Source organism: Rhodococcus sp. WAY2, from assembly GCF_009859915.1.
GTDB lineage: Bacteria > Actinomycetota > Actinomycetes > Mycobacteriales > Mycobacteriaceae > Rhodococcus_F > Rhodococcus_F oxybenzonivorans.
Genome location: NZ_CP046572.1, coordinates 466790 through 492467, shown reverse-complemented (window position 1 = coordinate 492467; position 25678 = coordinate 466790). Strand labels below are relative to the sequence as shown.

16 protein-coding genes are annotated in these 25678 nt (G+C 67.2%); 9 read left to right on the top strand and 7 right to left on the bottom strand.

The window, feature by feature from the left end; all coding sequences use genetic code 11:
• Positions 1–2: 2 nt before the first annotated feature.
• The 3 genes from GFS60_RS02280 to GFS60_RS02270 all read right to left on the bottom strand — a co-directional run bounded on the left by GFS60_RS02280 (position 3) and on the right by GFS60_RS02270 (position 2630).
• Positions 3–1040, bottom strand: a complete 1038-nt coding sequence (locus tag GFS60_RS02280; protein WP_159918816.1) for an alpha/beta hydrolase — start codon at positions 1038–1040, stop codon at positions 3–5.
• A gap of 130 nt (positions 1041–1170) precedes the next feature.
• Complete coding sequence (locus GFS60_RS02275; protein ID WP_159918815.1) at positions 1171–2046, bottom strand: PIN domain-containing protein; 876 nt, start codon at positions 2044–2046, stop codon at positions 1171–1173.
• 107 nt (positions 2047–2153) lie between these two features.
• A complete protein-coding gene (locus GFS60_RS02270; RefSeq protein WP_159918814.1) occupies positions 2154–2630 on the bottom strand; it encodes a GtrA family protein in 477 nt (158 codons plus the stop codon).
• 99 nt (positions 2631–2729) lie between these two features.
• Here GFS60_RS02270 and GFS60_RS02265 point away from each other — a divergent pair, with 99 nt between their 5' ends.
• From GFS60_RS02265 to GFS60_RS02250, 4 genes are all read left to right on the top strand, one after another.
• Entirely contained in the window at positions 2730–4163 is a 1434-nt protein-coding gene (locus tag GFS60_RS02265) for an FAD-binding oxidoreductase (protein WP_109326061.1), read from the top strand.
• Positions 4160–4921 (top strand): decaprenylphospho-beta-D-erythro-pentofuranosid-2-ulose 2-reductase, encoded by a 762-nt coding sequence (locus GFS60_RS02260; protein ID WP_159918813.1) that lies wholly within the window; start codon positions 4160–4162, stop codon positions 4919–4921. Before GFS60_RS02265 ends, GFS60_RS02260 begins: the two co-directional genes overlap by 4 nt.
• Positions 4922–4986: 65 nt before the next feature.
• The gene (locus tag GFS60_RS02255) at positions 4987–6825 is read left to right on the top strand and encodes a galactan 5-O-arabinofuranosyltransferase (protein WP_159926791.1); all 1839 of its coding nucleotides are present in this window, start codon (positions 4987–4989) and stop codon (positions 6823–6825) included.
• Positions 6826–6933: 108 nt separating this feature from the next.
• On the top strand, positions 6934–7209 hold the full coding sequence (locus tag GFS60_RS02250) for a hypothetical protein (protein WP_159918812.1): 276 nt from the start codon (positions 6934–6936) through the stop codon (positions 7207–7209).
• Here GFS60_RS02250 and GFS60_RS02245 read toward each other — a convergent pair.
• Positions 7206–7919, bottom strand: a complete 714-nt coding sequence (locus GFS60_RS02245) for an MspA family porin (RefSeq protein WP_159918811.1) — start codon at positions 7917–7919, stop codon at positions 7206–7208. The genes GFS60_RS02250 and GFS60_RS02245 overlap by 4 nt on opposite strands.
• A gap of 215 nt (positions 7920–8134) precedes the next feature.
• Between GFS60_RS02245 and GFS60_RS02240 the strand changes: the two genes are divergently transcribed.
• Complete coding sequence (locus GFS60_RS02240; protein WP_159918810.1) at positions 8135–9940, top strand: glycosyl transferase; 1806 nt, start codon at positions 8135–8137, stop codon at positions 9938–9940.
• Here the strand turns inward: GFS60_RS02240 and map are convergent.
• Positions 9937–10701, bottom strand: coding sequence for a type I methionyl aminopeptidase (map, locus tag GFS60_RS02235; protein WP_159918809.1), 765 nt, complete (start codon positions 10699–10701; stop codon positions 9937–9939). The two genes, GFS60_RS02240 and map, sit on opposite strands and share 4 nt — an antisense overlap.
• Before the next feature lie 51 nt (positions 10702–10752).
• Between map and GFS60_RS02230 the strand changes: the two genes are divergently transcribed.
• From GFS60_RS02230 to GFS60_RS02215, 4 genes are all read left to right on the top strand, one after another.
• Entirely contained in the window at positions 10753–11022 is a 270-nt protein-coding gene (locus GFS60_RS02230; RefSeq protein WP_109326056.1) for a helix-turn-helix domain-containing protein, read from the top strand.
• A gap of 107 nt (positions 11023–11129) precedes the next feature.
• Complete coding sequence (locus GFS60_RS02225) at positions 11130–14396, top strand: arabinosyltransferase domain-containing protein (RefSeq protein ID WP_442972178.1); 3267 nt, start codon at positions 11130–11132, stop codon at positions 14394–14396.
• A gap of 91 nt (positions 14397–14487) precedes the next feature.
• Positions 14488–17811: an arabinosyltransferase domain-containing protein gene (locus GFS60_RS02220; protein WP_159918808.1), complete on the top strand. Its 3324-nt coding sequence runs from the start codon at positions 14488–14490 to the stop codon at positions 17809–17811.
• A 95-nt stretch (positions 17812–17906) separates the two neighbouring features.
• Positions 17907–18950 carry a hypothetical protein gene (locus tag GFS60_RS02215; protein ID WP_236603349.1) on the top strand — a complete coding sequence of 348 codons (1044 nt, stop codon included), beginning with the start codon at positions 17907–17909 and terminating at the stop codon, positions 18948–18950.
• Positions 18951–18976: 26 nt separating this feature from the next.
• On the opposite strand, the gene GFS60_RS02210 is transcribed toward GFS60_RS02215, so the two are convergent.
• Positions 18977–20521: an acyl-CoA carboxylase subunit beta gene (locus GFS60_RS02210; RefSeq protein WP_109326052.1), complete on the bottom strand. Its 1545-nt coding sequence runs from the start codon at positions 20519–20521 to the stop codon at positions 18977–18979.
• Positions 20521–25584, bottom strand: a complete 5064-nt coding sequence (pks13, locus tag GFS60_RS02205; protein ID WP_159926787.1) for a polyketide synthase Pks13 — start codon at positions 25582–25584, stop codon at positions 20521–20523. Before pks13 ends, GFS60_RS02210 begins: the two co-directional genes overlap by 1 nt.
• Between the last annotated feature and the right edge of the window lie 94 nt (positions 25585–25678).

The window sequence follows — 25678 nt, the reverse complement described above, 5'->3', positions numbered from 1 at the left end:
CGTCACGCCGTGGCGCCCTGCACCATCCCGTCGTCACGCCGGACACGGACAGCCACGAATCTGGCGATCCGCCGCAGCACCGCACGACTTTCCGGCAGCCCCGGCCACAGCGCCGGAAAAGCATGCACCTGCCCGTCCCAGATCTGCAACGTGGTCGCCACCCCCGCGGCGCTGAGCCGGTGCGCCATCAACTCCGAATCCGAACGCAGCACTTCACCTTCCGCGGCGATCAGCAACGACGGCGGCATTCCCACCAGATTGCCGTTCACCGGCGACAACGCGGGGTCGAGCACGCCGTCGACCTCGGCTCCGAGCTTCCCGATGGTGACGAGCGCCTCGATCGGCGCGAACACGTCCTTGGCCGCGTTCACATGCACCGACTTCTCCGCGCAGTCCAGATCGAGCAACGGGGACAACCCGATGAGTCCGGCAGGCAGATCGACGCCCTCCTCACGGGCTTTCAGCGCCGTCGCGAACACCAGGAACCCGCCAGCGGAATCACCGGCAAAGACCGTCCCGCCCGCCCGGGCACCGTTCTCGAGCAGCCACTTGTACGCCGTCAGGCAGTCGTCGACCGATCCGCTGATGTTCGTGTCGGGCAACTGCCGGTAACCCACGTGCATCACCGGCAGTCCGGTGAGTTTCGCGATGGTCGCCACCACCGGCCGGTGCGTGTTCAGGCCACAACACAGGAATCCACCCCCGTGAAGGTAGAGAACGACTCCCTCGCTCAGGTCCGGCGAGACTCCGGGAGCCCGCACGACCTCGGCGTCGAAGCCGGGCAGTCGAACCTTCTGGCGGCGAATGCCGGACGCGGGCCGCATTCCCGCGGCGAGGTCGAGCAGTGCCGCACGGCGGATGGCGGACTCGTTGATCGGGGCCATTCGGACGACAGGGCGGAGAAACCAGCGACAGGCCTGGTAGAGGAGCTGGGATTCCATACTCGGCCCGGCGAGTCGGGCACCGGGCCGGTACTGCACCGTCGGTTTCCCGATCCGCTGTTCCGCAGGTGTGTGGCGGTCGTTCGGCACAGAATCCATGCCCGCTCCCTCGTCGCCGACGCCCGTCTTCATTGACGGGCGTCTCTCCACGGTAGAAGTATCGGGCGCCGCGTTTGTCCCACATCGGCGCATCGGCATCGAGTCGTGACCAGCCGGGTAGCGAGCCGGGTCAGCCGAAATCGACGTCGTCGAGTTCCTCGACGATGCTCACGCGCCGGGTGCGCCCCCCGATCATCTTCCCGAGGCCGCGACGCCCACCGTTGTCTGCCTTCCCGGACGGCGGAATGCGCTGAGGTGCGGCGCGTGGGCGCGGCACGGTGACCGGCGGCGGGCTCGGTACAACCGGGCGCTCCTGTTCCGCCGGCACCCACTGTTCCGCCGGCAGCACCAGAGGTTGCACCGAACTGTCGAGGATGACCGGTTCGGGCTCCGTGCTGGGTAGGTCCTCGGTGTGGAGGTCCACGTCGGCCAGGCTGGTGGCCCACCACACACGCCCGTCCAGTCGGCGTTCCCGCAGTTCGGCTGCGATCTCGTCGTGCCATACCGAGGGCTCACCGCCCCCGAAAGATCGGGCGTTGGCACTGACCCACACGACACCGTCCGGGTGACGATCGGCCAGATCGAGGACGGTCAGCCAGTTCACCGTCGCCGCGTAGCCGTCGTACCTCTTCTTCTCCCGGTAGGGGCGCCGGCGCTGGACGGCGCGCTGGGCAATCTCCACATGCGAGCACCCCACCGGCTCGACCACCTCGACGCCGATCTTCTCCAATTCGCGGGCGAGGGCGACCACGTACCCACCGGCCTTCGCACGTGCCACATCGACGAACAGGGACAGGTCGTCCCGCAGTCCGAGCCGGTCGTACATCCTGGCCTGGACGGTGAGCGCTTCGATCATCGCCGCCGACTCTCGCTGGTACCGGTCGGCGATCTCGACGAGAACGAGCCGGGGAACCGCGACCCGGACACCCCCGTCCACGGCCGTGCGCACGAAAGTCTCGAAACGCGAATCTCGCGTGACCGCCGATGTATCGAGAACGATGAGCATTGCCCGATTGTGCAGGAGAATCCCACCCGCGCAGCCGCTGTCGCCGGGTCGTTATGCAATCTCGATCACGACGAAAACACCGCAGGCACCGTCTCGAGTCCGGGCGGTCAGCGGATCTTGAAGATCACCGCGCGCTGGACGACGAAGTTGATGACCGTTGCCGTTCCCTGCGCTATGACGAACGCCAACGGCAAGCGCCACCACTCGTCGGGGAATGCCTGGTACATGACCCAGTTGAGACCGACCTGCACCGCGAAGGTCACCGCATAGAGGATCACGACCGCGACGAAACGGGCCCGGCTGGGTTCCGCTTTGAACGTCCACCGGCGGTTGATGAGATACGCCGTGGTGGTGCCGGCGATGAAGCTGATCGACTTGGCCACGTTGACGGGCAGTCCCACCACTTCGAGGAGCAGCCAGTACAGGCCGAAGTCGACGATCGCCGACAACCCGCCGGTCAGGACGAACCGCACGATCTGCGTCTTCAGGTCCAGTGCGTCGTCCGCGATGTTCTCGGTGACGGGAATCTCGACCGGGAGGGGAACGTGATGTTCGTGCTCGTGACTCGGCTGGGTTTCTGACACGACGACGAGAGTAACCACCCGTGCGTACTTGTTAACCCCCCACTGTTGATAAGTACGCACAGGGCCGGTGGGTCCTACCGCCAGGTAGCCTCTATCTCGATGTCCACGACAGCAGAAGAGACGCCCACCCAGGCGCTCCCCACACAGACCCGCACCCTCACCGGCTGGGGACGCACCGCGCCCACCACGGCGCAGGTGCTGTCCACTCCCGATGTCGACGTGATCGCTCGAGCGGTCGCCCAGGTCGCGGAGAAGAACGAGTCGAAGCCCTCTCACCTGCAGCGCGGGGTGATCGCCCGCGGCCTCGGCCGCTCGTACGGCGACCCCGCGCAGAATGCCGGCGGCCTGGTCATCGACATGAATGCGCTGAACCGCATTCACCGCATCGACCGTGAGACCCATCTCGTGGACGTCGATGCCGGCGTCAATCTGGACCAGCTGATGAAGGCCGCCCTGCCGTTCGGCCTGTGGGTCCCGGTACTGCCCGGCACCCGCCAGGTCACCATCGGCGGCGCCATCGGCTCCGATATCCACGGGAAGAACCATCACAGCGCGGGTAGCTTCGGCAACCACGTCGTGTCGCTGGATCTGCTCACCGCCGACGGTCAGGTGCGCAAGCTCACACCGAAGGGCGGCCGCAACGACCCCAAGGGCGCGCTGTTCTGGGCGACGATCGGCGGCATGGGCCTGACGGGCATCATCCTCCGGGCGACCATCAAGATGACGCCCACTGAGACGGCGTACTTCATCGCCGACGGCGACGTCACGGGCAGCCTCGACGAGACGATCGCCCTGCACAGCGACGGCAGCGAGGCGAACTACGAGTACTCGAGCGCGTGGTTCGACGCCATCGCGGCGCCGCCGAAGCTCGGCCGCGCTGCAATCTCCCGCGGTTCCCTGGCCAAGCTCGACCAGCTGCCGGAGAAGCTGCAGAAGAATCCGCTGGCGTTCGACGCACCGCAGTTGATGACGTTCCCGGATATCTTCCCGAACGGGCTGGCCAACAAGTTCAACTTCTCGCTGATCGGCGAGCTGTGGTTCCGTAAGTCCGGGACCTACCGCGGCAAGGTGCAGAACTTGACGCAGTTCTATCACCCGCTCGACATGTTCGGGGAGTGGAACCGTGCGTACGGTTCCAACGGCTTCCTGCAGTACCAGTTCGTGGTGCCGCCGGAGGCAGTCGACGAGTTCAAGGCGATTATCCGCGACATCCAGAAGTCGGGGCATCACTCCTTCCTCAACGTGTTCAAGCTCTTCGGTGAGGGCAACCAGGCGCCGCTGAGTTTCCCGATCCCCGGTTGGAACATCTGCGTCGACTTCCGGATCAAACCGGGCTTGAACGAGTTCGTCACCGAGCTCGACAAGCGCGTGCTGAAGTTCGGTGGACGCCTCTACACCGCCAAGGATTCGCGGACCACCGCCGAGACCTTCCACTCCATGTACCCGCGGATCGACGAGTGGATCGCCACCCGCCGCAAGTACGACCCCACCAATGTCTTCGCCTCCGATATGTCCAGAAGGTTGGAACTGTGATCAACGCCGTCGGGAACCCGCAAACCCTCCTGCTCCTCGGTGGCACCTCCGAGATCGGTCTCGCCATCTGTGAGGAGTACCTGAAGAAGGCTCCGATGCGGGTGATCCTCGCCGCTCTGCCCGGCGACCCCGGCCGGGACGCCGCAGTGGCGCAATTGACGGCTGCCGGAGCGAACGCCGTCGACGTCATCGACTTCGACGCCGTCGACACCGAGAGCCACCCGAAAGTCATCGACGAAGCCTGGGCGAAGGGGGACGTCGACGTCGCCATCGTCGCGTTCGGCCTGCTCGGTGACGCCGAGGAACTGTGGCAGAACCAGCGCAAGGCCGTCCAGATCGCCGAGGTCAACTACACGGCAGCGGTGTCGGTGGGCGTGCTGGTCGGCGAGAAGATGAAAGCACAGGGCTACGGCCAGATCATCGCCATGTCGTCCGCCGCAGGCGAGCGTGTACGCCGGTCGAACTTCGTGTACGGCTCCACCAAGGCCGGACTCGACGGCTTCTACCTGGGCCTCGGTGAGGCACTGCGCGAGTTCGGGCCCCGCGTCCTCGTGATCCGTCCCGGTCAGGTCCGCACCCGGATGTCCGCGGATGTGAAGGAAGCCCCGCTCACGGTGAACAAGGAAGACGTGGCCAAGCTGGCCGTCGCGTCGGCGGAGAAGGGCAAGGAGCTGGTCTGGGCGCCGGGCGCCTTCCGGTACGTGATGATGATCCTGCGGCACATCCCGCGACCGATCTTCAAGAAGCTGCCCATCTAAGCTTCGCCCTCGTGACGGAAGCACGCGTAGCCCCCGCCCGTCGGGCACTGTCGACCGCCGCCGAGATGTTTTCGGCGGCGGTCGTCGCCGCAGTGGTCGCGGCGGTCGGACTCGTCGCGTTCGCGCGAGTGCAGTGGCCGGCCTTCAGTTCGTCCAATGTGACGCAGGCTGTCACCACCGTCGGCCAGGTACTGGCCGTCGCCGGTATCGCCGTGTCGGTGCTGCTCGTGCGGCGCCACCGGGCAGTGCGGTTCGCGAGGCTGCTGTCGTGGGCGAGCCTGTCCGGGTTCGTGACGGTGACGCTCGGCCTCCCGCTCGCCGCAACCCGGCTGTATCTCCACGGCGTCTCCGTCGATCAGGAATTCCGCACCGAGTACCTGACACGGCTCACCGACTCCCCCGCGTTGCGCGACATGACGTACGCGGACCTGCCGCCGTACTACCCGGCGGGGTGGTTCTGGGTCGGTGGACGGGTCGCGGGCCTCCTCGGTATGGACGGCTGGGAAGCGTTCAAGCCCTACGCCATCGGGTCGCTGGCCGTGGCTGCCGTGGTGGCACTCGTGTTGTGGAGCAACCTGATCCGGCACGACCTGGCGATCGTCGTCTCACTCGCGACCGCAGCGCTGGTCGTGGCATACGGTTCTCCCGAGCCCTACGGGGCGATCATCGCACTCCTGATCGGGCCCGCCCTCGTTCTGGCTTGGGGTGGGCTGCACCGGGAGTCCGGGCGCGGCGGCTGGGGCGCGGTGATCGGCACCGGACTCTTCCTCGGTCTCGCCGCAACCTTCTACACGCTCTACCTCGGCCTGGCCGCCTTCGCGGTGACCCTGCTCGCGGTGCTCGCCGCCGCACTCCGGGTGCGATCGCAGAAGACGTGGCGGGGGGCGATCGACCCGCTTCTCCGGTTGGCCGTGGTGGCGGTGGTGTCCGGGCTTATTGCCCTCCTGGTCTGGGGTCCGTATCTCCTCGAAGTGATCCACGGCTCGCCTGCCGCGTCGGGAACTGCGCTGCACTACCTGCCCGAAGCGGGTGCGCGTCTCCCCCTGCCGATGATCCACTTCTCGCTGACGGGCGCCCTGTGCCTACTCGGGACCATCTGGCTGGTCGGCCGGGCAACCACGTCGCGTCGCGCGCAGGCGCTCGGGGTCGGGGTGGTGGCCATCTACGTGTGGTCGATGATGTCGATGGCTCTCGCCGCTCTCGGCAACACCCTCCTGTCCTTCCGGCTCGAGCCGGTGTTGATCGTCCTGCTCGGTGCGGCAGGTGTGTTCGGATTCGTCGAGTTCGCCGGCTGGCTCCTGCTGGCCACGAGCGACAATCCTCGAGTTCGTGGAGCGATTCTGGTGATCGGCGTGCTGGGCGGGCTCTCCTTCGTCCAGAACATTCCCCGGCACCTCGATTCCGACATCGCCGTCGCCTACACCGACACCGACGGCAACGGTGAGCGCGCCGACAAACGTCCGCCCGGTGCGGCCGCGCATTTCGCCGCGGTGGACCAACTCCTGCAGGAACAGATCCCGCGCGAACGTGACGACACGGTGGTCCTGACCGCCGACACCACCTTCCTCAGCTTCTACCCGTATCTCGGGTTCCAGGCACTGACGTCCCACTATTCGAACCCGTTGGCCGACTTCGCCGGTCGGGCACAGACCATCGCCGACTGGAGTGAACTCGACACGCCCGACCAATTGGTATCGGCCCTCGACGCATCGCCGTGGCGCGCGCCCGACGCCTTCGTCTTCCGCCAGGGCCCCGACGGGTACACCTTGCGCCTCGCGGAGGACGTCTACCCCAACGATCCGAACGTTCGCCGCTACACGGTGACGTTCCCGAAGGAACTGTTCGACGACCCCCGATTCACGGTGTCCGAAGCCGGACCCTTCGTGGTGGTCACACGAAACTGATCGGTCGGTCCGCGTTTATCCCGGCTCGAGCGAGGGAACTCCGCACCCAGTCCAGGAGCGGAAGCATCCGCCCTTCGAGGGGAATGCAGGTTGCGGCGAGGAGCGGACATGCCCGATGCAGGAAGGCCGCCGCGCGACCTCTCCGGTCCCGAAGATCATGTGCTCGGCACCGGGGGTGGCGAGGTTGCGGTGCACGCCGGACTCGCATTGACGATCGGGGCGATCCTGGGTGTCTACGTGGGGCACTGGGCGCTGTTCGTCCTCGCACTGATCGGGGTGTCGTTGTGGATCACCAGTGGTGTCGTCGTCCAGACCACACGGCAGAGGCCGCCGGACGTCGGTCCGGCGGCCTCCCACAGTCACTCGATCGAGCGTGCTGCCTAGTTGAGCTTCTGCGGCACACCGTAGGTCATGACCGAGTCACCGTTCGCGGTGACGGCCATCGCGTACGGCCGGATGGTGACCGGACCGATCGCACCGGAGATGAACCCGTGCATACCCTGCATCCGCACCAGAGCGGAAGGTCCGTCGAACTCCTGGCCTTCGAGGAATGGGACGGTGGTGATGCCGCCCGGCTCGAGGTCGATATCGAGTTCCTGCGACGGGATGATGGAGCCACCGATACCGGCGGCCGTACCGGCATTCAGTCCGAGTTCGTCGGGCAATGTCCCGTCGAGCGGTATCGAGAGATCGATTCCGTTGTTCGACTCGATGAACCAGTCGAGGTTGGGCGTGTTGAGGACGATCGTCGCACCGGCGAGCGCCACCGGGTAGCCGATCTGATAGCCGAGAGTGAGCTGCGTGTCTTCGAACTCCGCGGCGTTCGGCCCGGTGATGTTCACCGCGGCGTAGCCGTCGTGGAAGAACTCGACCGACGTCGGAACGCCGTCGAGCGGGGGAACCGTGTGATAGGAGGTATCTCCCTGGAGGACTTCGATGCGATTGCCACCGGCGTCGACGACGGAGCTGGAATTGTCGACCCCTGCCGAGGCAGTCCCATTGCCCATGACCATGCCGAGCACTGCAATTCCTGCAACAGCCACTGCGCGCGTGAACCGTTTGTATCCATACCGAGATGTGGTGATGTCCGTCATGCCGACCCCATTCAGAGTGCACTGCAACCGATACGAAAAAGCAAGCTGAGCGTAACCACAGGAAGCGAACAATATCCCCGTATTGATCAGAAGTTCACAAATGAACTTCCTGTGACATGGGCAACACTTCTGCCGTCACGCCCCGAATACCCCATCAGACCCTCCGGTACCCTCGGTCGATCGACATCGACCCGGATATTCGGAGGCGCGCCTGCGTGACTGAGATACTCACCGACGTCGGAACGCCGCAGCGGTCCCTGAGCACTCCCACCGAGACCCCCGGCCCCGTACGCTCTCGAATTCGCCCCCACCCCGCCGATGTCGCTGCGGTGGCATTCTTCGTCGGCCTGGCGGTGTTCGTACTGGTTCGACAGTGGAAACATCTCGGGACCGGCTACCTCGTCCGCAGTGGCCAGGACCAGACCATGTGGGAATGGTTCTTCGCCGTCGCGGCGCACTCGGTGGTGCACCTGGAGAATCCACTGTCGAGCGACCTCCAGAACTATCCCCTCGGCGTGAACCTCATGGGCAACACGGCGATGTTCGGCATCAGCATCCCCCTGGCGCCCGTCACCCTGTTGTTCGGCCCCGGTGTCACGTTCACCCTCGCGCTCACGCTGGGGCTGTCCGGCACGGCCATCGCCTGGTACTGGCTGTTCTCCCGCCACGTCGTCGCCTCGCGGTTCGCTGCGGCCGTCGGCGGCGTCGTCTGCGGATTCGCACCCGCCCTCATCTCGCACAGCAACGGACACCCCAACTTCGTCGCCCTGTTCCTCCTTCCTTTCATCGCACTCGGCGTGATCCGGCTCGGCAGTGGACGACGTCCGGTGCGGGACGGTGTCGTCCTCGGCCTGCTGATCGCGTACCAGATCTTTCTGGGCGAAGAACCACTTCTGATCTATGCACTGGCCTTCACGGTGTTCGGACTCGCGTTCGCAGCGACCCGTCCCCGCGCCGCTGTGACGTCGGTACGCAAGGGCAGCAAGGGTTTCGCCATCGCAGGCGGCGTCGCCCTGTCCATCGCCGCCCTGCCCCTGTGGTGGCAGTTCTTCGGGCCGGACAGTTACCGCGCGCTCGAGCACGGTCCGGTGGGCAACGACACGGAGGCGTTCACCGGTTTCCCCACTTCCTCACTGGCGGGAGCCCCGGGAACAGCCGAGTTCAGCATGAACTCCACCGAAGAGAACGCCTACTTCGGCTGGCCGCTCCTGATTCTTCTCACGCTGTCGGGATTGTGGTTGTGGCGGATGCCGCTCGCGCGCGCAGCCACCGTGACCGTTGCGGCGATGGCCGTCCTGTCTCTCGGGTCCACCCTCACCATCGGCGGAACCGATACGGGAATTCCACTCCCGTGGAAGTACGTATCGCATCTTCCCCTCCTCGAATCCGTTCTGGAGTCACGCTTCGCCATGGGCTGCCTCCCGGCTGCGGCGCTCCTCCTCGCACTCGGCACCGACCGCGCCCTCGCGTCCGCTCGGGCCGGGGAGCGAACCATAACTCTGCTGTGGATCGGCTGGCTCGCCGTCGCCCTGCTTCCGTTGGCGCCCACACCCCTTGCCGTCGTGCAACGGGACACCGCACCCGACTTCTTCGCCGAAGGAACGTGGAAGCAGTACGTCACCGACGGATCGGTGGTGACCGTGCCACTCCCGTCACCGGAGAATGCGCGAATGCTGCGCTGGCAGACCGAGCAGGACCTCGCCTTCCCCATCGCCGGGGGGTACTTCGTCGGCCCCGCCGGCAGTGATGCGAAGGGTAAGTACGGGCCGGACGACCGCCCGACCGCACTGCTGCTGGCGTCGGCGCAGAAGTCCGGCAAGGTGCCCGACATCGACGAGCAGACGCGGACCCAGGCGCTGGCGGATCTGCGCTTCTGGAACGCCGACGTCCTGGTGCTCCCACATACCCGCAACGATCGCGTTCTGCGTGAGACGGTCCGCCTGCTCATCGGCGAGCCGGCGACGCCTGTGGACGGCGTCTGGGTGTGGGACGTCCGCGCACTGACACGGGAAAGCGGTTAGCGGGTCAGCACTTCCGGTCCGTCTTCGCCGATCGCCACCGTGTGCTCGCTGTGAGCGGCGCGGGCTCCCGTCACGGTGCGCAGCGTCCATCCGTCGGCGTCGCAGCGGTAGTCGTCACTGCCGTCCGCGATGAGCATCGGTTCGATCGCGAGAACCATTCCGGGGCGCAGCAGCAGACCCTTGCCCGCGCGACCCTCGTTGGGCACGTGTGGATCCTCGTGCATACGCCTGCCGATGCCGTGCCCACCGTGATCGGCGAGCATTCCGTAACCGGCGCCGCGCGCATACAGTCCGATGGCCGCACCGATGTCACCCAACCGGTTTCCGGGACGCGCAGCCGCAATCCCATGAGCCAGTGCCGCTTCGGTGGCCGCGACCAGTGCGATGTCCGCCAGGTCCGCCGTGCCCACGACGAAACTGATCGCGGCGTCACCACACCATCCGTCCAGCCGCGCCCCGCAGTCCACGCTGATCAGATCACCGTCGCGGAGTCTATATGGACCCGGGACGCCGTGCACGACAGCATCATTCACACTCGTGCACAGAGATCCAGGGAAGGGAGAGGGCGCCCAGCTCGGGTGGTAGTCGCGAAACAGCGGCACCGCTCCCGCCCCGACGATCAGGTCGGTGGCAAGGGCGTCGAGGTCGAGCAGGCTCACCCCGACCGCGGCCGACTTCCGTACCGCGGCCAGTGCCGCAGCAACCACCTGCCCCGCCGCGCGCATCGCCTGCACCTCGGCTGACGTCTTCAGCTCGACCACGACCCACCCTTACCTGTGTGCAATTTTTATACCGGTATTACTATATGGCACATGGTGCGTGTGCCGTTGACAGCCGAAGAACTCGAACGCGGGCAGAGACTGGGCGAGCTGCTGCGCGCCACCCGGGGAGACAGAAGCATGGTCACCGTCGCGCTCGACGCGGGCATCTCGGTCGAAACGCTGCGCAAGATCGAGACCGGACGTATCGCCACTCCCGCATTCTTCACCATCGCAGCAGTGGCCCGGGTCCTCGGCCTGTCGCTCGACGAGGTGGCCGATTCCCTCACCCCTTCGGTGACCGGAGGCATGGCCGCGTCCTGACGCCGGTCGGCCGCCTCGGACTCGGGCCTCCGGTGCACCGCACGACGTGAGGCCGGTACGCCGTGGGGACGGAGCACCCGCCGGGAGTCACCGCCTACCATCGTCGTGTGCCGTCCGAAGTAGCAGAGAAGCCCACACGTTCGCCGTCGGAGCGGCGGCCGCTGCCCGACATTCGAAGCATCCGCACTTCCCGGCTCATCGCGATCGTCACCGGCCTGCTCGGTTTCGTGCTGGCACTCGCCATCCCGTTGCTGCCGGTCGAGCAGGACGCCGCCTCGATCGACTGGCCGCAGAACGGTGTTCTCGGCAGCGTCGACGCCCCACTGGTGTCCTACGCGCCGCTGAACATGCAAATCTCCGTGCCCTGTTCGGCTGTGGCGCAGCTCGGCGAGGGCGACGGCACCCTGGTCTCGACGCTGCCGAACGGCGCACCCGACTTCGAGTCGGCCGGCCTGGTGGTGCGGGCGGCCGCCGACGGCACGGTGGAGGTCATCACCCGGGGCAACACGCTGATCTCCGCGACCGGCGCCGAGGTGCAGGGCTGCGACATGATCGAAGTCACCTCCGACCACCAGCGCACGTCCGCCGAGGTGACGGGTACCGCGGATCCCGTTGCAGGGTCGGTCGAGGGAGACGCCCGCCCGCAGATGGTCGGTATCTTCACCGACCTGCGCGGCAGCGTCCCGGACGGGTTGAACGTGCACGTCGACCTCGACTCCCGGTTCTCGTCGAGCCCGACTCTGCTGAAACTTCTCGCGATGATCGTGTGCGTCCTCGCGACCCTGTCGTCGCTGTACGCGCTGCACCGGGTGGACGGCATCGATGGCAGGCGCGCCCGCCGCTTCCTGCCTGCCCACTGGTGGAAATTCACCGGCGTCGATGCCGTGGTGATCGGGACGTTGCTGCTGTGGCACGTGATCGGAGCCAACACGTCCGACGACGGTTACCTGCTGGGGATGGCCCGGGTGTCCGAGCAGTCGGGTTACATGGCCAACTACTTCCGCTGGTTCGGGGTGCCGGAAGCACCGTTCGGCTGGTCGTACGAGCTTCTCGCGGCCCTCGTCAAGGTGAGCACGGCGAGCATGTGGATGCGGCTCCCCACTCTCCTCGCGGCGCTGCTGTGCTGGATGGTGATCAGCCGTGAAGTCATTCCCCGCCTCGGTGTCGCGGTGCGGCGCAACAGGACTGCCCTCTGGACGGGCGGGCTGGTCTTCCTCGCGTTCTGGCTGCCCTACGACAACGGCCTGCGCCCCGAACCGGTGATCGCGCTCGGCGCCCTGCTCACCTGGTGTTCCATCGAACGCGCCATCGCGACCGGACGACTGCTTCCCGGCGCGGTCGCCGTGCTGATCGCGGCCTTCTCCCTCGCCGCGGGTCCGTCGGGTCTGATCTGCATCGCCGCGCTGATCGCGGGTGCGAGGCCCATCCTGCGCATCGTCATCGCGCGGGGTCACCGCGTGGGGTTCGCGTCGCAGATCTTGCCCGTCCTCGCTGCGGGCACCGTTGTGCTCGTAGCCGTCTTCGCCGATCAGACACTGGCGACCGTGCTCGAGTCCACCCGCGTGCGGACAGCCGTGGGCCCCAACGTTGCCTGGTTCGACGAACGGGTGCGCTGGGACGCGTTGCTCGGCATCTCCCCCGACGGCTCGCTCGCACGCCGGTTCGGTGTGTTCGTCATGCTGCTCTGCGTCGTCCTCTGCGTGATGCTCATCCTGCGCAAGGGCAAGGTGCCGGGCACGGCGATCGGCCCGTCACGCCGCATTCTCGGCATCGTCTTCGCATCGCTCCTGCTCATGATGTTCACGCCGACCAAGTGGACCCACCACTTCGGCGTGTACGCGGGGCTGGCCGGATCGGTGGCCGTGCTCGCCGCGGTCGGCGTCGGGGCCCGAAGCATCCGCTCCAAACGCAACCGCACACTGTTCGCCGCGGGCATCCTCTTCATCCTCGCCGTCGCCTTCACCGGATCCAACGGCTGGTGGTACGTCTCGAGCTACGGAGTTCCGTGGTGGGACAAGCCGCCGATGCTGGCCGGGAAGGGTTTCTCCACCCTGTTCCTCGGTCTCACCGTGCTCGCGTTGCTCCTCGCCGCCTGGTATCACGTCCGAGAGCCCTACAGGAAAGACACCGAGCCCGATGGGAAACGTGCCCGCGTACTGGCTCCGTCACCGCTGACCATCGCCGCCGGTGCCGTTGTCCTGTTCGAGGTGTTGTCGCTGCTGAAGGGTGTGGTCGCCCAGTACCCCGGCTACTCCATCGGGAAGGCGAACATCGAGTCGATGACGGGCGGCACCTGCGCCCTCGCCGACGAGGTACTCGTGGAGACCGACCCCAACGCGGCACTGCTGCGTCCCCTGGCCCCGATCACCGACCCGGACGGAGCCGGCGCCTTCGCTGCCACCGCCGCCGACGGCTTCACGGCCAACGGCATCGCCCGCGACCTCACCGCCGACTCCGAGAAGATCAGCAAGGGCGGGGCCAACACCGTCGATTCCGACACCGATGAGACGACCACCGGCACGAGTTCCGGTACCGGCGGCGGCACCGAGGCCACCGCCGGCGTCAACGGGAGCACCGTCACGCTGCCGTTCGGTCTCGACCCCGCCCGCACGCCCGTCCTCGGTAGCTTCCAGACGGGTGAACAGCAGCCCGCCGCCCTGACGACGGGGTGGTACGGCCTTCCCGAGCGCACCGACGACGCACCGATCGTGACCCTGTCCGCTGCCGGACGCATCCGGTCGGTCGACGCCGACGGTGTCGTCACGCCCGGGCAGATCCTGAAGGTGGAGTACGGCTCCACCGGCCCCGACGGGTCCGTCGCCACGCTGGGCAGCATCGATCCGATCGACATCGGGCCGTCGCCGTCCTGGCGAAACCTGCGTGTGCCGCTCGAGTTGCTGCCCGCCGACGCGAATGCTGTGCGGCTCGTCGCCGAGGACCCGGATACCGACCCCGGCCAGTGGCTCGCCGTCACTCCACCGCGGGTGCCGAAGATGCAGACACTGCAGACGGTGGTCGGATCCACCGATCCGGTGCTGCTGGACTGGGCGGTCGGGCTCGCATTCCCCTGCCAGCGCCCCTTCGACCACCGGTACGGCGTCGCGGAGGTGCCGCAGTGGCGGGTTCTGCCCGACCGCATCGGCGCCGAGTCCACGAACGCCTGGCAGGACAGAATCGGCGGTGGCCCGCTGGGGTGGACCGACCAGCTCCTGTCGGCGAGCACCCTCGCGACCTACCTGTCGAACGACTGGGACCGCGACTGGGGCTCCCTCGAGCGGTTCACGCCGCGCGATGCTGCCACGACCCCGGCGGAGGTGGACACGGAAGAGGTCACCAGGTCCGGCACCTGGTCGGCAGGACCCGTTCGCTACTAGTTTGCACACTCGTTACCGACGGGTAAGTTCTTGCTTGGCGTAGGGAACCGCCGATATGACTCCTCAGGTTCCTGACATACCATCGACAACCGTGCCCGACGCCGTGACAATCCCTGTGTCCGAACCCGCAGCTGCCCCGCCGCCTGCCCGGCAGGACCGACGGGGCGAGTACCGGACCGCTCGTCTGGTCGCCGTCGTCACCGGCCTCATCGGGTTGGTGCTGGCGTTGGCCACCCCGTTCATGCCCGTGGAGCAGAGCACCGCAACGGTCAACTGGCCGGAGAACGGCCAGGTCAGCGACCTCGAGGCACCGCTGATGTCGCAGGTACCGGTCGCCCTGTCGGCCACGATCCCGTGCTCCGCCGTCGCGGAGCTGCCCGAGCGGGGCGGCATCCTGCTCTCGACCGCACCCGCGCAGGGTGACGGCGCCGCGTTGAACGCGATGTTCGTGCGCGTGTCGGACAAGTCCGTCGACGTCCTCGACCGCAACGTCACCATCGCGACGGCACCGCGCGAACAGGTGCAGTCGGGCGCCTGCTCGGAGATCCGCATCACGTCCGACATCGACACCACCTCGGCGGAGTTCGTCGGCCTCCGCACCCCCACCGGGGTTCCCATCGCCGGTCAGCTGACCGGCGACCTGCGGCCGCAGGTGGTCGGGGTCTTCAGTGATCTCCCGAACGGCACGGCCCCGGCCGGCCTCTCGTTCACGATGGACGTCGATTCACGGTTCTCGTCGAGCCCCACGCTGATCAAGCTTGTCGCCATGATCGTGGCCCTCCTCACCACGGCCATCGCCATGGTCGCCCTCGGCAGACTCGACGGCACGGACGGACGGGGGCACCGCAACTTCTTCCCGTCGCATTGGTGGAAGTTCACCGGCCTCGACACCCTCGTCGTCGGCACCCTCGTCGTCTGGCACTTCATCGGTGCCAACACGTCGGACGACGGATATCTACTTACGATGGCGCGGGTGTCCGACCACGCCGGATACATGGCCAACTATTTCCGCTGGTTCGGTGTCCCCGAGGCGCCGTTCGGCTGGTACTACGACGTCCTGGCCGCGATGGCGAAGATCTCGACGGCCAGCCCCTTCATTCGCCTGCCCGCCCTGATCGCCGGGATTCTCTGCTGGCTGGTCATCAGCCGCGAGGTGGCTCCCCGCCTCGGCCGCTCCGTGCGCCGCAACAAGGTGGCACTGTGGACCGGCGGCCTCGTCTTCCTCGCGTTCTGGCTGCCCTACAACAACGGCCTGCGTCCCGAGCCCATCGTCGCCCTCGGTGCGCTGCTCACCTGGTGCTCCATCGAGCGCGCGATCGCGACCGGACGGCTCCTGCCCGCAGCCGTTGCCGTGCTCATCGGTGCCTTCACACTCGCGGCCGCCCCGACCGGCCTGATGTGTGTGGCCGCCCTCCTCGCCGGCACCCGGCCGCTGGTCCGCATCATCGTCAAACGTCACCGACAGGTGGGAACGCTGCCGTTGCTGGCGCCGATCGCCGCCGCCGGCACCATCGTCCTGGTCGTGGTGTTCGCCGATCAGACCCTGGCCGCCGTCCTCGAAGCCACCCGGGTCCGCACTCTCATCGGCCCCAACCTCGAGTGGTACAAGGACTTCCTGCGCTACTACTACCTGTTCGTGCCGACCGTCGACGGATCCGTCGCTCGCCGGTTCGCGTTCCTCACCATGATCCTGTGTCTGCTCACCACACTGTTCATTCTGTTGCGGCGCAGGCGAATTCCCGGTGCCGCCACCGGACCGTCGTGGCGCCTGCTCGGAGTGGTGTTCGGAACGATCTTCTTCATGATGTTCAACCCCACCAAGTGGACCCACCACTTCGGGGCGTACGCGGGCATCGCCGGTTCACTCGCGGCTCTCACCGCCGTGGCGGTGTCGGCGTCCGCGCTGCGATCGCGCCGCAACCGCACCATCTTCCTCGCCGGACTGCTGTTGATGCTCGCGCTGACCTTCGCCGGCATCAACGGGTACTGGTACGTGTCGAGCTTCGGGGTGCCGTGGTTCGACAAGACGGTGTCGCTGGGTGGCCGCGAGTCGAACACCCTCTTCCTCGTCCTCTTCGGACTCGCGGTGGCCCTCGCCGCCTGGCAGTACCTGCGCGAAGGTTTCGCCGCGCCGCCCGTCCGGCCCAACACCGAGAAGGGCAGGCGCATCAGGAAGTTCGCCGCCGCACCGCTCACCGTCATTGCCGGGGTCATGGTGCTGTTCGAGGTGGTCTCCCTGCTCAAGGGCGCGGTGTCCCAATACCCGGCGTATTCGCTGGCACGATCCAACTTCGACTCCGTTGCCGGTCAGACGTGCGGCCTCGCCGAGGACGTCCTCGTCGAAGGCGACACCAACGGCGGCAATCTCGCACCCATCCCCGACCCCACGACGCCGCTGGCCGACCCCGCCGATCCACTCGGCGGCGCCGCGCCCACCGGCTTCTCCCCCAACGGTGTGCCCGCCGACCTCACCGCCGATTACGTCGAGGTCAAACAGGGCATGGGCAACACCGACAACCAGAGCGTCGGCCCCAGCTTCGAGACCGGCGGCAGCGCCGGCACCAGCGGCGGCACCGGCCGCACCGGTGTCAACGGCAGCACCGCCAAGCTGCCGTTCGGACTCGACCCCAGCACCACCCCGGTCATGGGCAGCTACCAGGAAGGCGTCCAGGAACCGGCCACATTGTCGTCCAGCTGGTACGCGCTTCCCGAGCGCAGCGAGAACTCCCCGCTCGTCGTCATGTCGGCCGCCGGACGTATCTGGTCGGTCGACCCGACCGGCGCCACCACCTACGGGCAGTCCCTCCTCGTCGAGTACGGCAAGCGTCAGCCCGACGGCACCGTGCAGATCCAGGGCACCTACCTGCCCAAGGACATCGGGCCCGCGCCGTCGTGGCGGAACCTGCGGGTCCCCATCGACGAGCTCGCCCCCGACACCGACGCGGTCCGGATCATCGCGAACGATCCCAACCTCACCGGCGACCAGTGGCTCGCGTTCACCCCGCCGCGGGTTCCGACGCTCGACACGCTCAACTCGACGATCGGCAGCACGCAGCCGGTTCTCCTCGACTGGGCCGTGGGGCTTCAATTCCCGTGCCAGCGACCGTTCGACCACCAGAACGGGGTCGCGGAGATGCCGAACTATCGCATCCTCCCCGACCGGCCACTCGCCGTCAGCTCCACCGACACCTGGCAGTCCGCCGAGAACGGTGGCCCGCTCGGGTTCACCGGACTGCTGGCAGGCGCCACCGCCATCCCCACCTACATGCGGGACGACTGGGGTCGGGACTGGGGCTCGCTCGAGCGTTTCGACCGGTACTACCCGGACGCCACCGCGGCCACCGTCGACACCGCCACCAGCACCAGGTCCGGACTGTGGTCGCCCGGCACCCTGCGTGTCTACGACAGCCCGTAGCGAGTTATCCACAACTTCCGGTTCATCCACAGGGCAAAAGTGCCACCTGTGCTTTCCCGGAGGTGACCCCGGCAGGGTCCGGCATGCTCTGATCCATGCGACGTGGAATGTGGGCCGACGACCTTTCTGCCATCACCGCGATCAGCCGGGACGCGGTGGTGCGGACGGCCGAGCTGGAACGGCTGGGCATCGCGAAGGGAACCATCTCCGCCCGCTGCGGTGAGCGTGGCCCGTGGCAGCGCATCCTGCCCGGCGTGGTCCTGCTGCACGACGGACCGCCGACGACGCTGCAACGGAACCTGGCGGCGCTCGAGTACGGCGGGCCCGACTCGATGCTGTCCGGGCACGCGGCGCTCACCGCTCTCGGGTACAGCCGGTCGGCGTCGAGAAACGATGTGCTGCTGCTCGTTCCGCCTGTCTGCCATCGACGTGACTGGGCGTATGTGAAGGTCGAGCGGACGTGGCGGATGCCCACCCCGGTCCGGCGTGGACTGCTCCGGCTCGCACCTCCCGAACGCAGCCTCCTGGATGCGGCGCGGCGGACCCTGCTACCCGACAGGTGTCGTGCGCTGCTCGCCGACGGAATCCAGCGCGGCGACGTCACCGTCGACGACCTGGCGCGCGAACTGGCGTCGGGCAGCCACCGCGGAAGCCATGTGCCGCGCGCGGTACTGCGGGAGCTCAGCGAAGACGCGCACTCCGTCGCCGAGGTTCACGCCCGAATGTTGTACGGCTCGAGTGATCTTCCGCCACTGCAGCAGGGCGTCGACGTGCTCTCTGCGACGGGGCAGTGGCTCGCCCGCCCGGAGGGGTGGCTCGACGACGTGGCCCTGGCATGGGAGCTCGACTCGCCGAGGTATCACTTCTCCCCGGAACTGCACGAGGCCACCATCATTCGGCGGGCGCGCATGCAGCGGGAGGGCATCGTCGTGGTCAGTCACTCGCCCGAGCAGATTTCGGCGGCACCGGCGACGGTGCTGGCAGACCTTCGCGCCGCCCGGTCGCTCGCAGCTTCTCGTCCGCGTCCCTCGGTGTTCGCCGTCACCGGGCACACTCAGCGGTCGCCGGGACTTCCCGCAGGGTTCGGCGGTGGCGACGGCGCCGAACCGATGTCACAGCAATCGAATCGGACTGTGTGACATCGGCCTTGATCGCCGCGGATCAGCTAGAGAGGCATCAGATCGTGCTTGCGCGGATTGCGCTGCACCGTCTTGTCGCGCAGCATCGTCAGCGCCTTACGGATCTCGAGCCTGGTCGTGGAGGGCTCGATCACCGCGTCGATGTAGCCGCGCTCGGCGGCGATGTACGGCGTTGCGATGTTCTCGTTGTAGAAGTTGATCAGCTGACGCCGGACCGCGGGTGCGTTCTCGCCGGCGGCCTCGATCTGACGGCGGCCGATGAGATCGACGGCACCCTCGGCGCCCATGACGGCGATGCGGGCGGTGGGCCACGCAAAGTTGATGTCGGCACCGAGCTGCTTGGACCCCATGACCGCGTACGCGCCGCCGTACGCCTTGCGGATCACGACGGTCACCTTCGGCACCGTCGCCGTCACGAACGCGAAGATGAACCGGCCGCCCCGCTTGATGACGCCGATCCGCTCCTGCTCGAGACCTGGAAGGAATCCCGGGGTGTCGACGGCGAACACCAGCGGGATGTCGAAGGCGTCGCAGATGCGGATGAAATGCGCGGCCTTGTCCGAGGCCTGGGCATCCAGGGCGCCCGCCGCGACCAGCGGCTGGTTCGCGATCACGCCGACCGTGCGTCCGTCCACGCGGGCGAAGCCGGTAATGATGTTGAGCGCGACCTGCCCGCCGATCTCGTGGAACTCGCCGTCGTCGAAAATCCGCAGCAGGATGTCGTGCATGTCGTAGCCGGCGTTGTCGGCGTCGGGAATGAACGTGTCCAGATCGCGGTCCGAGTCCGTGATCTCCGGTTCGAGACCCGGGTTGACCACCGGCGGCTGCTCCATGCAGCTCGACGGCAGGAAGCTGAGGTACTTGCGAACCCACTCGAACGCGGCCTTCTCGTCGGCCGCGACATGGTGCAGGTTGCCGTACTGCGCCTGGTTCCGGGCGCCACCGAGTTCTTCGAGGCTGACGTCCTCGCCCGTGATCTTCCGCACCACGTCGGGTCCGGTCACGAACATGTACGACTCCTCGGTGGCCACGAGGATGTCGGTGTTGATGGGCGCGTACACGGCCCCACCGGCACACTTACCGAGGATCATCGAGATCTGCGGGCACATCCCGGACAGCGGCTCCTGCCGGCGGCCGAGCTCGGCGTACCACGCCAGCGAGGTGACCGCGTCCTGGACTCGGGCGCCGCCGGAGTCGTTGATGCCCACGCAGGGGCAGCCGATCTTGGCCGCGAATTCCATGATGGCCGCGACCTTCCGGCCGAACATCTCACCGACGGAACCACCGAACACGGTCTGGTCGTGCGAGAACACTGCGACCGGGCGTCCGTCGACGGTGCCGTGGCCGGTAACCACACCGTCGCTGTACAAGGCGTTGGGGTCACCGGGCTGGCGCATCAGCGCGCCCACCTCGATGAAGCTCCCGGGGTCGAGGAGCATGTCGATGCGGTCCCGTGCGCTGGGAATCCCCTTCTTCGCACGTTTGGCGATCGCCTGCTCTCCCGCCGGTTCCTTGGCGACGTCAAGCTTTTCGCGCAGCTCCGCCAGCTTCTCTGCGGTGGTCGTGGTCACTACTGTGCTCCGATTCCGACGGCGTGGATGGCCGCCAGCTTCTTGGTGAGATCGGCCCCGACCTTCGCGATGTACGGCTCGTCGACGATCTGCAGGTGGTCGCCACCGACGTGGATGATCTCCAGGTTCTCCACCGCGTCGCCCCAGCCGCCGTCGGGCTTACGCGTCTTGAAAGCGGGCTCGAGCTGCATGACATCGTCGTGATAGCGGTCGGCCATGTACAGGACCACCTCGCCGTCGTACTGCTCCAGCTCGGCAGTTTGGATGGCCCGATTGTCGAGCCACGACGTGCGCTGGTGCTCGATGATGCCGCCCGGAATCTTGGTGCCGCTCAGCTTCAGCAGCTCGGTAAGGATCTTGACCTGTTCCTCGTCGCTGCCCGCCGCCGCAAGCTTGTCGTACGGCAGGGGGTAGTCGACGTTGTAGGTCTTCTTCGCGAACGCCGCGTAACGCTGCCAGCGCTTCCGGATTTCGTCCGGAGTCTCCGGCACCTCTTCACCCGCCATGACGGTGTCGATCAGGCCGACGATCCGGACGTCGGCACCCTCGGCCCGCAGCAGCTTCGCCACCGCGTACGCCAGCACACCACCGAGCGACCAGCCGTACAGCACGTACGGCCCGTTGCCCTGGATCTCACGGATCAAGGGAAGGTACTCGGCGGCCCGCTTCTCGATCGGACCTTCCGTGCGCTCGAACCCGTACATCGGCGTGCCCTCGGGCAGTCGCTTGAGCAGCGGCTCGTACACGACGGTCGAACCACCGGCCGGATGGAACACGAATACCGGTACGGCAGTGGACCCTTCGGGACGCGCGCGCAGTGTGCGCACCAACCCGTCGATCTTGCCGGAGTCCTCGAGGAATCCGCGGACCACATTGGCCAGCTCCTCGATGGTGGTGGCATCGAGGACGTCGTCGAACGTGATGTCCCCGTTCGCACGCTCGGACAGGCGTGCGGCCAGCTTCTCCGCCACCTCGTCACCGACGATCGGCAACGTGTTGAAGATGCCTTTCGCGGACTCACCGGTGACAACGGCCCACGTCGCGAAGGTCAGTCGCTCGGCCGCATCACGCGGTGGGACGTCCGAACCCGTCGCATCGGCGAACGCTTCCTTGCTGTCCATCGAATTGCCGTTCGCGACAACGCTTTCCTGCGAGGCGGGGTCGGTCACCGCCTCGGACACCGGCGCGGCGGGTTCGGTCACAGCCTCCGAAACGTTGGCGGCCTCTGCGGCCTCCACAGCCTCGGACACGTTGGCGGCCTCGGCATCATTGGCGGCCTCCGCGGCCTCGGCGGCCTCGGCGGCCTCCCTCTCGGCCTTCTGCTTGTCGGCGAGCGCCTGCACCTCTTCACGGTTCTCCACCGCGTATCGCAGGTACTTGCCCACCTCCATGAGGTTGGCGTCCTTGACGGCTTGCAACTGAAGCTGCGGGATGTCGAACTCGTACTCGACGCGGTTCTTGATGCGCACCGCCATCAGCGAGTCGAGGCCCAGTTCGATGAGCGGGATCTCGGCAGGCAGATCCTCGGGTGAGTAACCCATCGACTCCGCAACGATCAGCGCCAGGCGATCGTCCAGCGACTGCGAACCGTTCGGGTCCCATTTGTCCCCGATGTCTTCGACGACCTCGGGCAGTTCCTCCACAGGCTCGGCCGCCGGCGCCGCGGTTGCGACAGGCTCCGGAAGCACCTCTCCCGAGGAGACCGCAGCATCGAACAGCAGCGTGAAACCGGTCGCGGTCCGGGCATGCACCTGAACGGACGCACCACCGGGATGGGTGGTGAGCGTGGTGGTGAGGGTTCCGTCCGCCGGAACCTCGGCATGGGAAATCGACGCAGTAAGAGCAACATCCGACAGCACCTGGGCAGCGGCGGCGGTGACCAACGCGGGCAGGTCGGTGACGGCATCGGCCTGGACTTCCCACACGTGGCGGCCGTCGGGCAACGACACGTGCGCACCGGGAACTCGGTTGTTGCCGCTCGACGTGATGCGGCTGTGCACCCAGTACGGCTTCCGGAGCCACGCCGTGCGCGGCACGGATGCGTAATCGCCGGCGGGCAGCAACGACGACAGGTCGACCGCGTGTCCGTGGACGTACAGCTGCGCCAGTGCGGCGAGCACACCGAGCGACTCGTCTTCTTTGCGTTTGAGCGTCTGGATGAGCTGCATGTCGTGCAGACCGGCGTCGAAGGCCGTGGCAGCCACCGACATCAAGGCCACCGGGTTCGGGGCGAGCTCCACGAACGTGGTGTGCCCGCTTCCGACGGCGAGGCGCACGGCGTTGGTGAAGTACACGCTGTGCCGCAGACCCTTGGTCCAGTACTCCTCGCGGTGGATCGGCTCATGGCCGGCGCGGTAGAAGGTGTCTTGATCGACCGACGAGTACACGCCGCACTTCAGCTTGGTGGGTTCGATTCCGGCCAGTTCGGCGGCCAGCTCGCCCAGCAGCGGGTCCACCTGTGAGGTGTGGCTCGCGCCCTTCGTCTGAAGGACCCTGGCCATCTTCTCTTCACCCTCGGCCCGCGCGACGATTGCGTTGACCTCGGACTCGGGTCCGCCGATCACCGTGTGGGTCGGGGCCGCGTACACGCAGACCTCGAGGTGCGGGAAGTCCGGGAGAACGGTCTCGATCTCGGCCGCGCTGTACTCGACCAGCGCCATCAGGCGGATGTCGTCGCCCTCGAGCGTGGCCTCGGCCTCACCCATCAGACGCGATCGGGCGCAGATCACCCGGACTGCATCCTCCAGCGGCAAACCACCGGAGATGAATGCCGCCGCGGCCTCGCCCATGGAGTGACCGACCACGGCCTCCGGCTCGGCGCCGTGATGGCGGAGCAACGCCGCCAGGCCGATCTGGATCGTGAAGATGCCCACCTGCGACGTCTCGACGTCGTAGTCGACGCTGTCGTCGAGGAACTTCTCCTTCATGGAGTAGCCGGCCTCGTCCTCGATCAGCGCGTCCACTTCGTCGATGGCCGCAGCGAACACAGCATTCTCGAGATACAGCTGCTTGGCCATCTTGCGGTGCTGTGAACCGAAGCCCGACAACACCCACACCGGGCCCTTCGACGACGGTGAATCAGCCGAGAACACACCATGTCCCGGCTTACCCGCGGCGACCGCACGCAATCCGGTGATCGCCTCGGAACGCGTCTTCGCCAGCACCACGGCCCGAGAACGACCGTGATTGCGGCGCGCGAGGGCACGAGCGACATCGGCGAGGGGCGTGGTGCTGCCCGCTTCCGTCTCGAACCAGTCGGCGAGATCGGCGGCGGCACGGCGACGTCGGGAAGGCAGCGCGCCCGACACCGGAAGGACGACGGTCTGCTCCACAGCCGCAGTCTCTTCCACAGCCGCGGTCTGCTCCACAGCCGCAGTCTCTTCCACCGCCGCGGTCTCATCGACAGCCGAGGTCTCATCGACCTGCGCGGAGACGTCTGTCGCGTCGGCGCTGTCGGCGCCGGTGGTTTCCTCGTCCGCAACCGGCCCGGTGTATTCCCGCACGACGACGTGAGCATTGGTGCCACCGAATCCGAATCCGGAGACACCGGCCACCGCGGCGCCCGAGTAGCGCGGCCAAGCCGCACCTTCCGGGATGACCTGCAGGTGTGCCTTGTCGAACGCGATGTACGGGTTGGGTCCCGCATAGTTCAGGGTGGGCGGCAGGGTGTCTTCCTGCATTGCCAGCACGACCTTGATGAGCCCGGCGGCACCGGCCGCTGCCTCGAGATGGCCGAAGTTGGTCTTGGCGGACCCGAGGAGCGCAGGCTTGTCGTCCGCACGCCCACGCCCGACGATGCGGCCGAGCGCGTCGGCCTCGATCGGATCACCGAGGATGGTGCCGGTGCCGTGAGCTTCGATGTAGTCGACGGCCGAAGGATTGATGCCGGCGTCCCGGTACGCGTGTCGCAGCACATCGGCCTGAGCATCCGGGTTCGGTGCCGCGAGACCATTGGAGCGGCCGTCCTGGTTGACCGCGCTACCGGCGATCACGGCCAGAACCCGGTCACCGTCGCGTTCGGCATCTTCGAGGCGCTTCAGAACGACGAGTCCGCCGCCTTCTGCCCGGATCATGCCGTCGGCGTCAGCGGAGAAAGCCTTGATGCGCCCGTTGGCGGCCATCACACCGAGCTGGTCGAACCCGAGGGTCCCGGGGGGCGCGATGAGCATGTTGACGCCACCGGCAAGCGCGACGTCGGATTCGCCGGTCCGCAGCGAACGCACCGCCTGGTGCACGGCGACCAGCGAGGAGGAGCACGCCGTGTCGAGCGCGACGGAAGGCCCGCGGAAGTCGTAGAAGTAGGAGACACGGTTCGCGACGATCGCCGTCGACGTGCCGGTCAGCGCATACGGGTGGGCGCCGCCCTCGGCACTGACCGCCAGCATCTGATAATCGTTGGCCGAGCTGCCAATGAACACACCGACCTGCTCGCCCTTGAGATCGCTCGCGGGAATGCGGGCGTGCTCGAGAGCCTCCCAGGTCAACTCCATCGCGAGGCGCTGCTGCGGATCGACGTTGACGACCTCGAGCGGAGACATGGCGAAGAATTCCGCGTCGAAACCCTTCACGTCATCGAGGTAGCCACCCAGTGTGTTGGCCTTCTCGACCGCCGCCTTGATCTGCGGGTCGGCGGTGAATTCCTCCCACCGGCCCTCGGGGAGGTCGGAGATGCCGTCGCGGCCCTGCGCGAGCATCTCCCACATCTCGACGGGGGTCTCCCCCGCTCCCGGGAACCGGGTCGAGAGCCCCACGATCGCGATGTCGTGCGAGTCCGACGTCGGCGCGGACGCGTAGTACGCAGCATCGGCCGAATCGTCGATCTGCTCGGGCTCACCCTCGATGATGCGCGTGGCGAGCGAGGCAATGGTCGGATGCTGATAGGCGACCGTCGCGGTGAGCGTCACGCCGACCAGTTCCTCGATCTCGCCGCTCAAGGCGACGGCATCGCGGGACGAGAGGCCGAACTCTTCCATCGGGCGGTCGTCGGTGATCTGGGCGACCGGCTGGCCGGTGGCGTCGGCGACCCAGTTACGGAGCCACTCACGCAGCTGCGCAACCGTCATGTCGCCGGCAGACCCCGCCGCCCGGTCCGCATCGCTCGTGGTCGCACTCGCGCTGCTACCCCGGTCTTCATTCAATTCAGCCATCAACTCACCA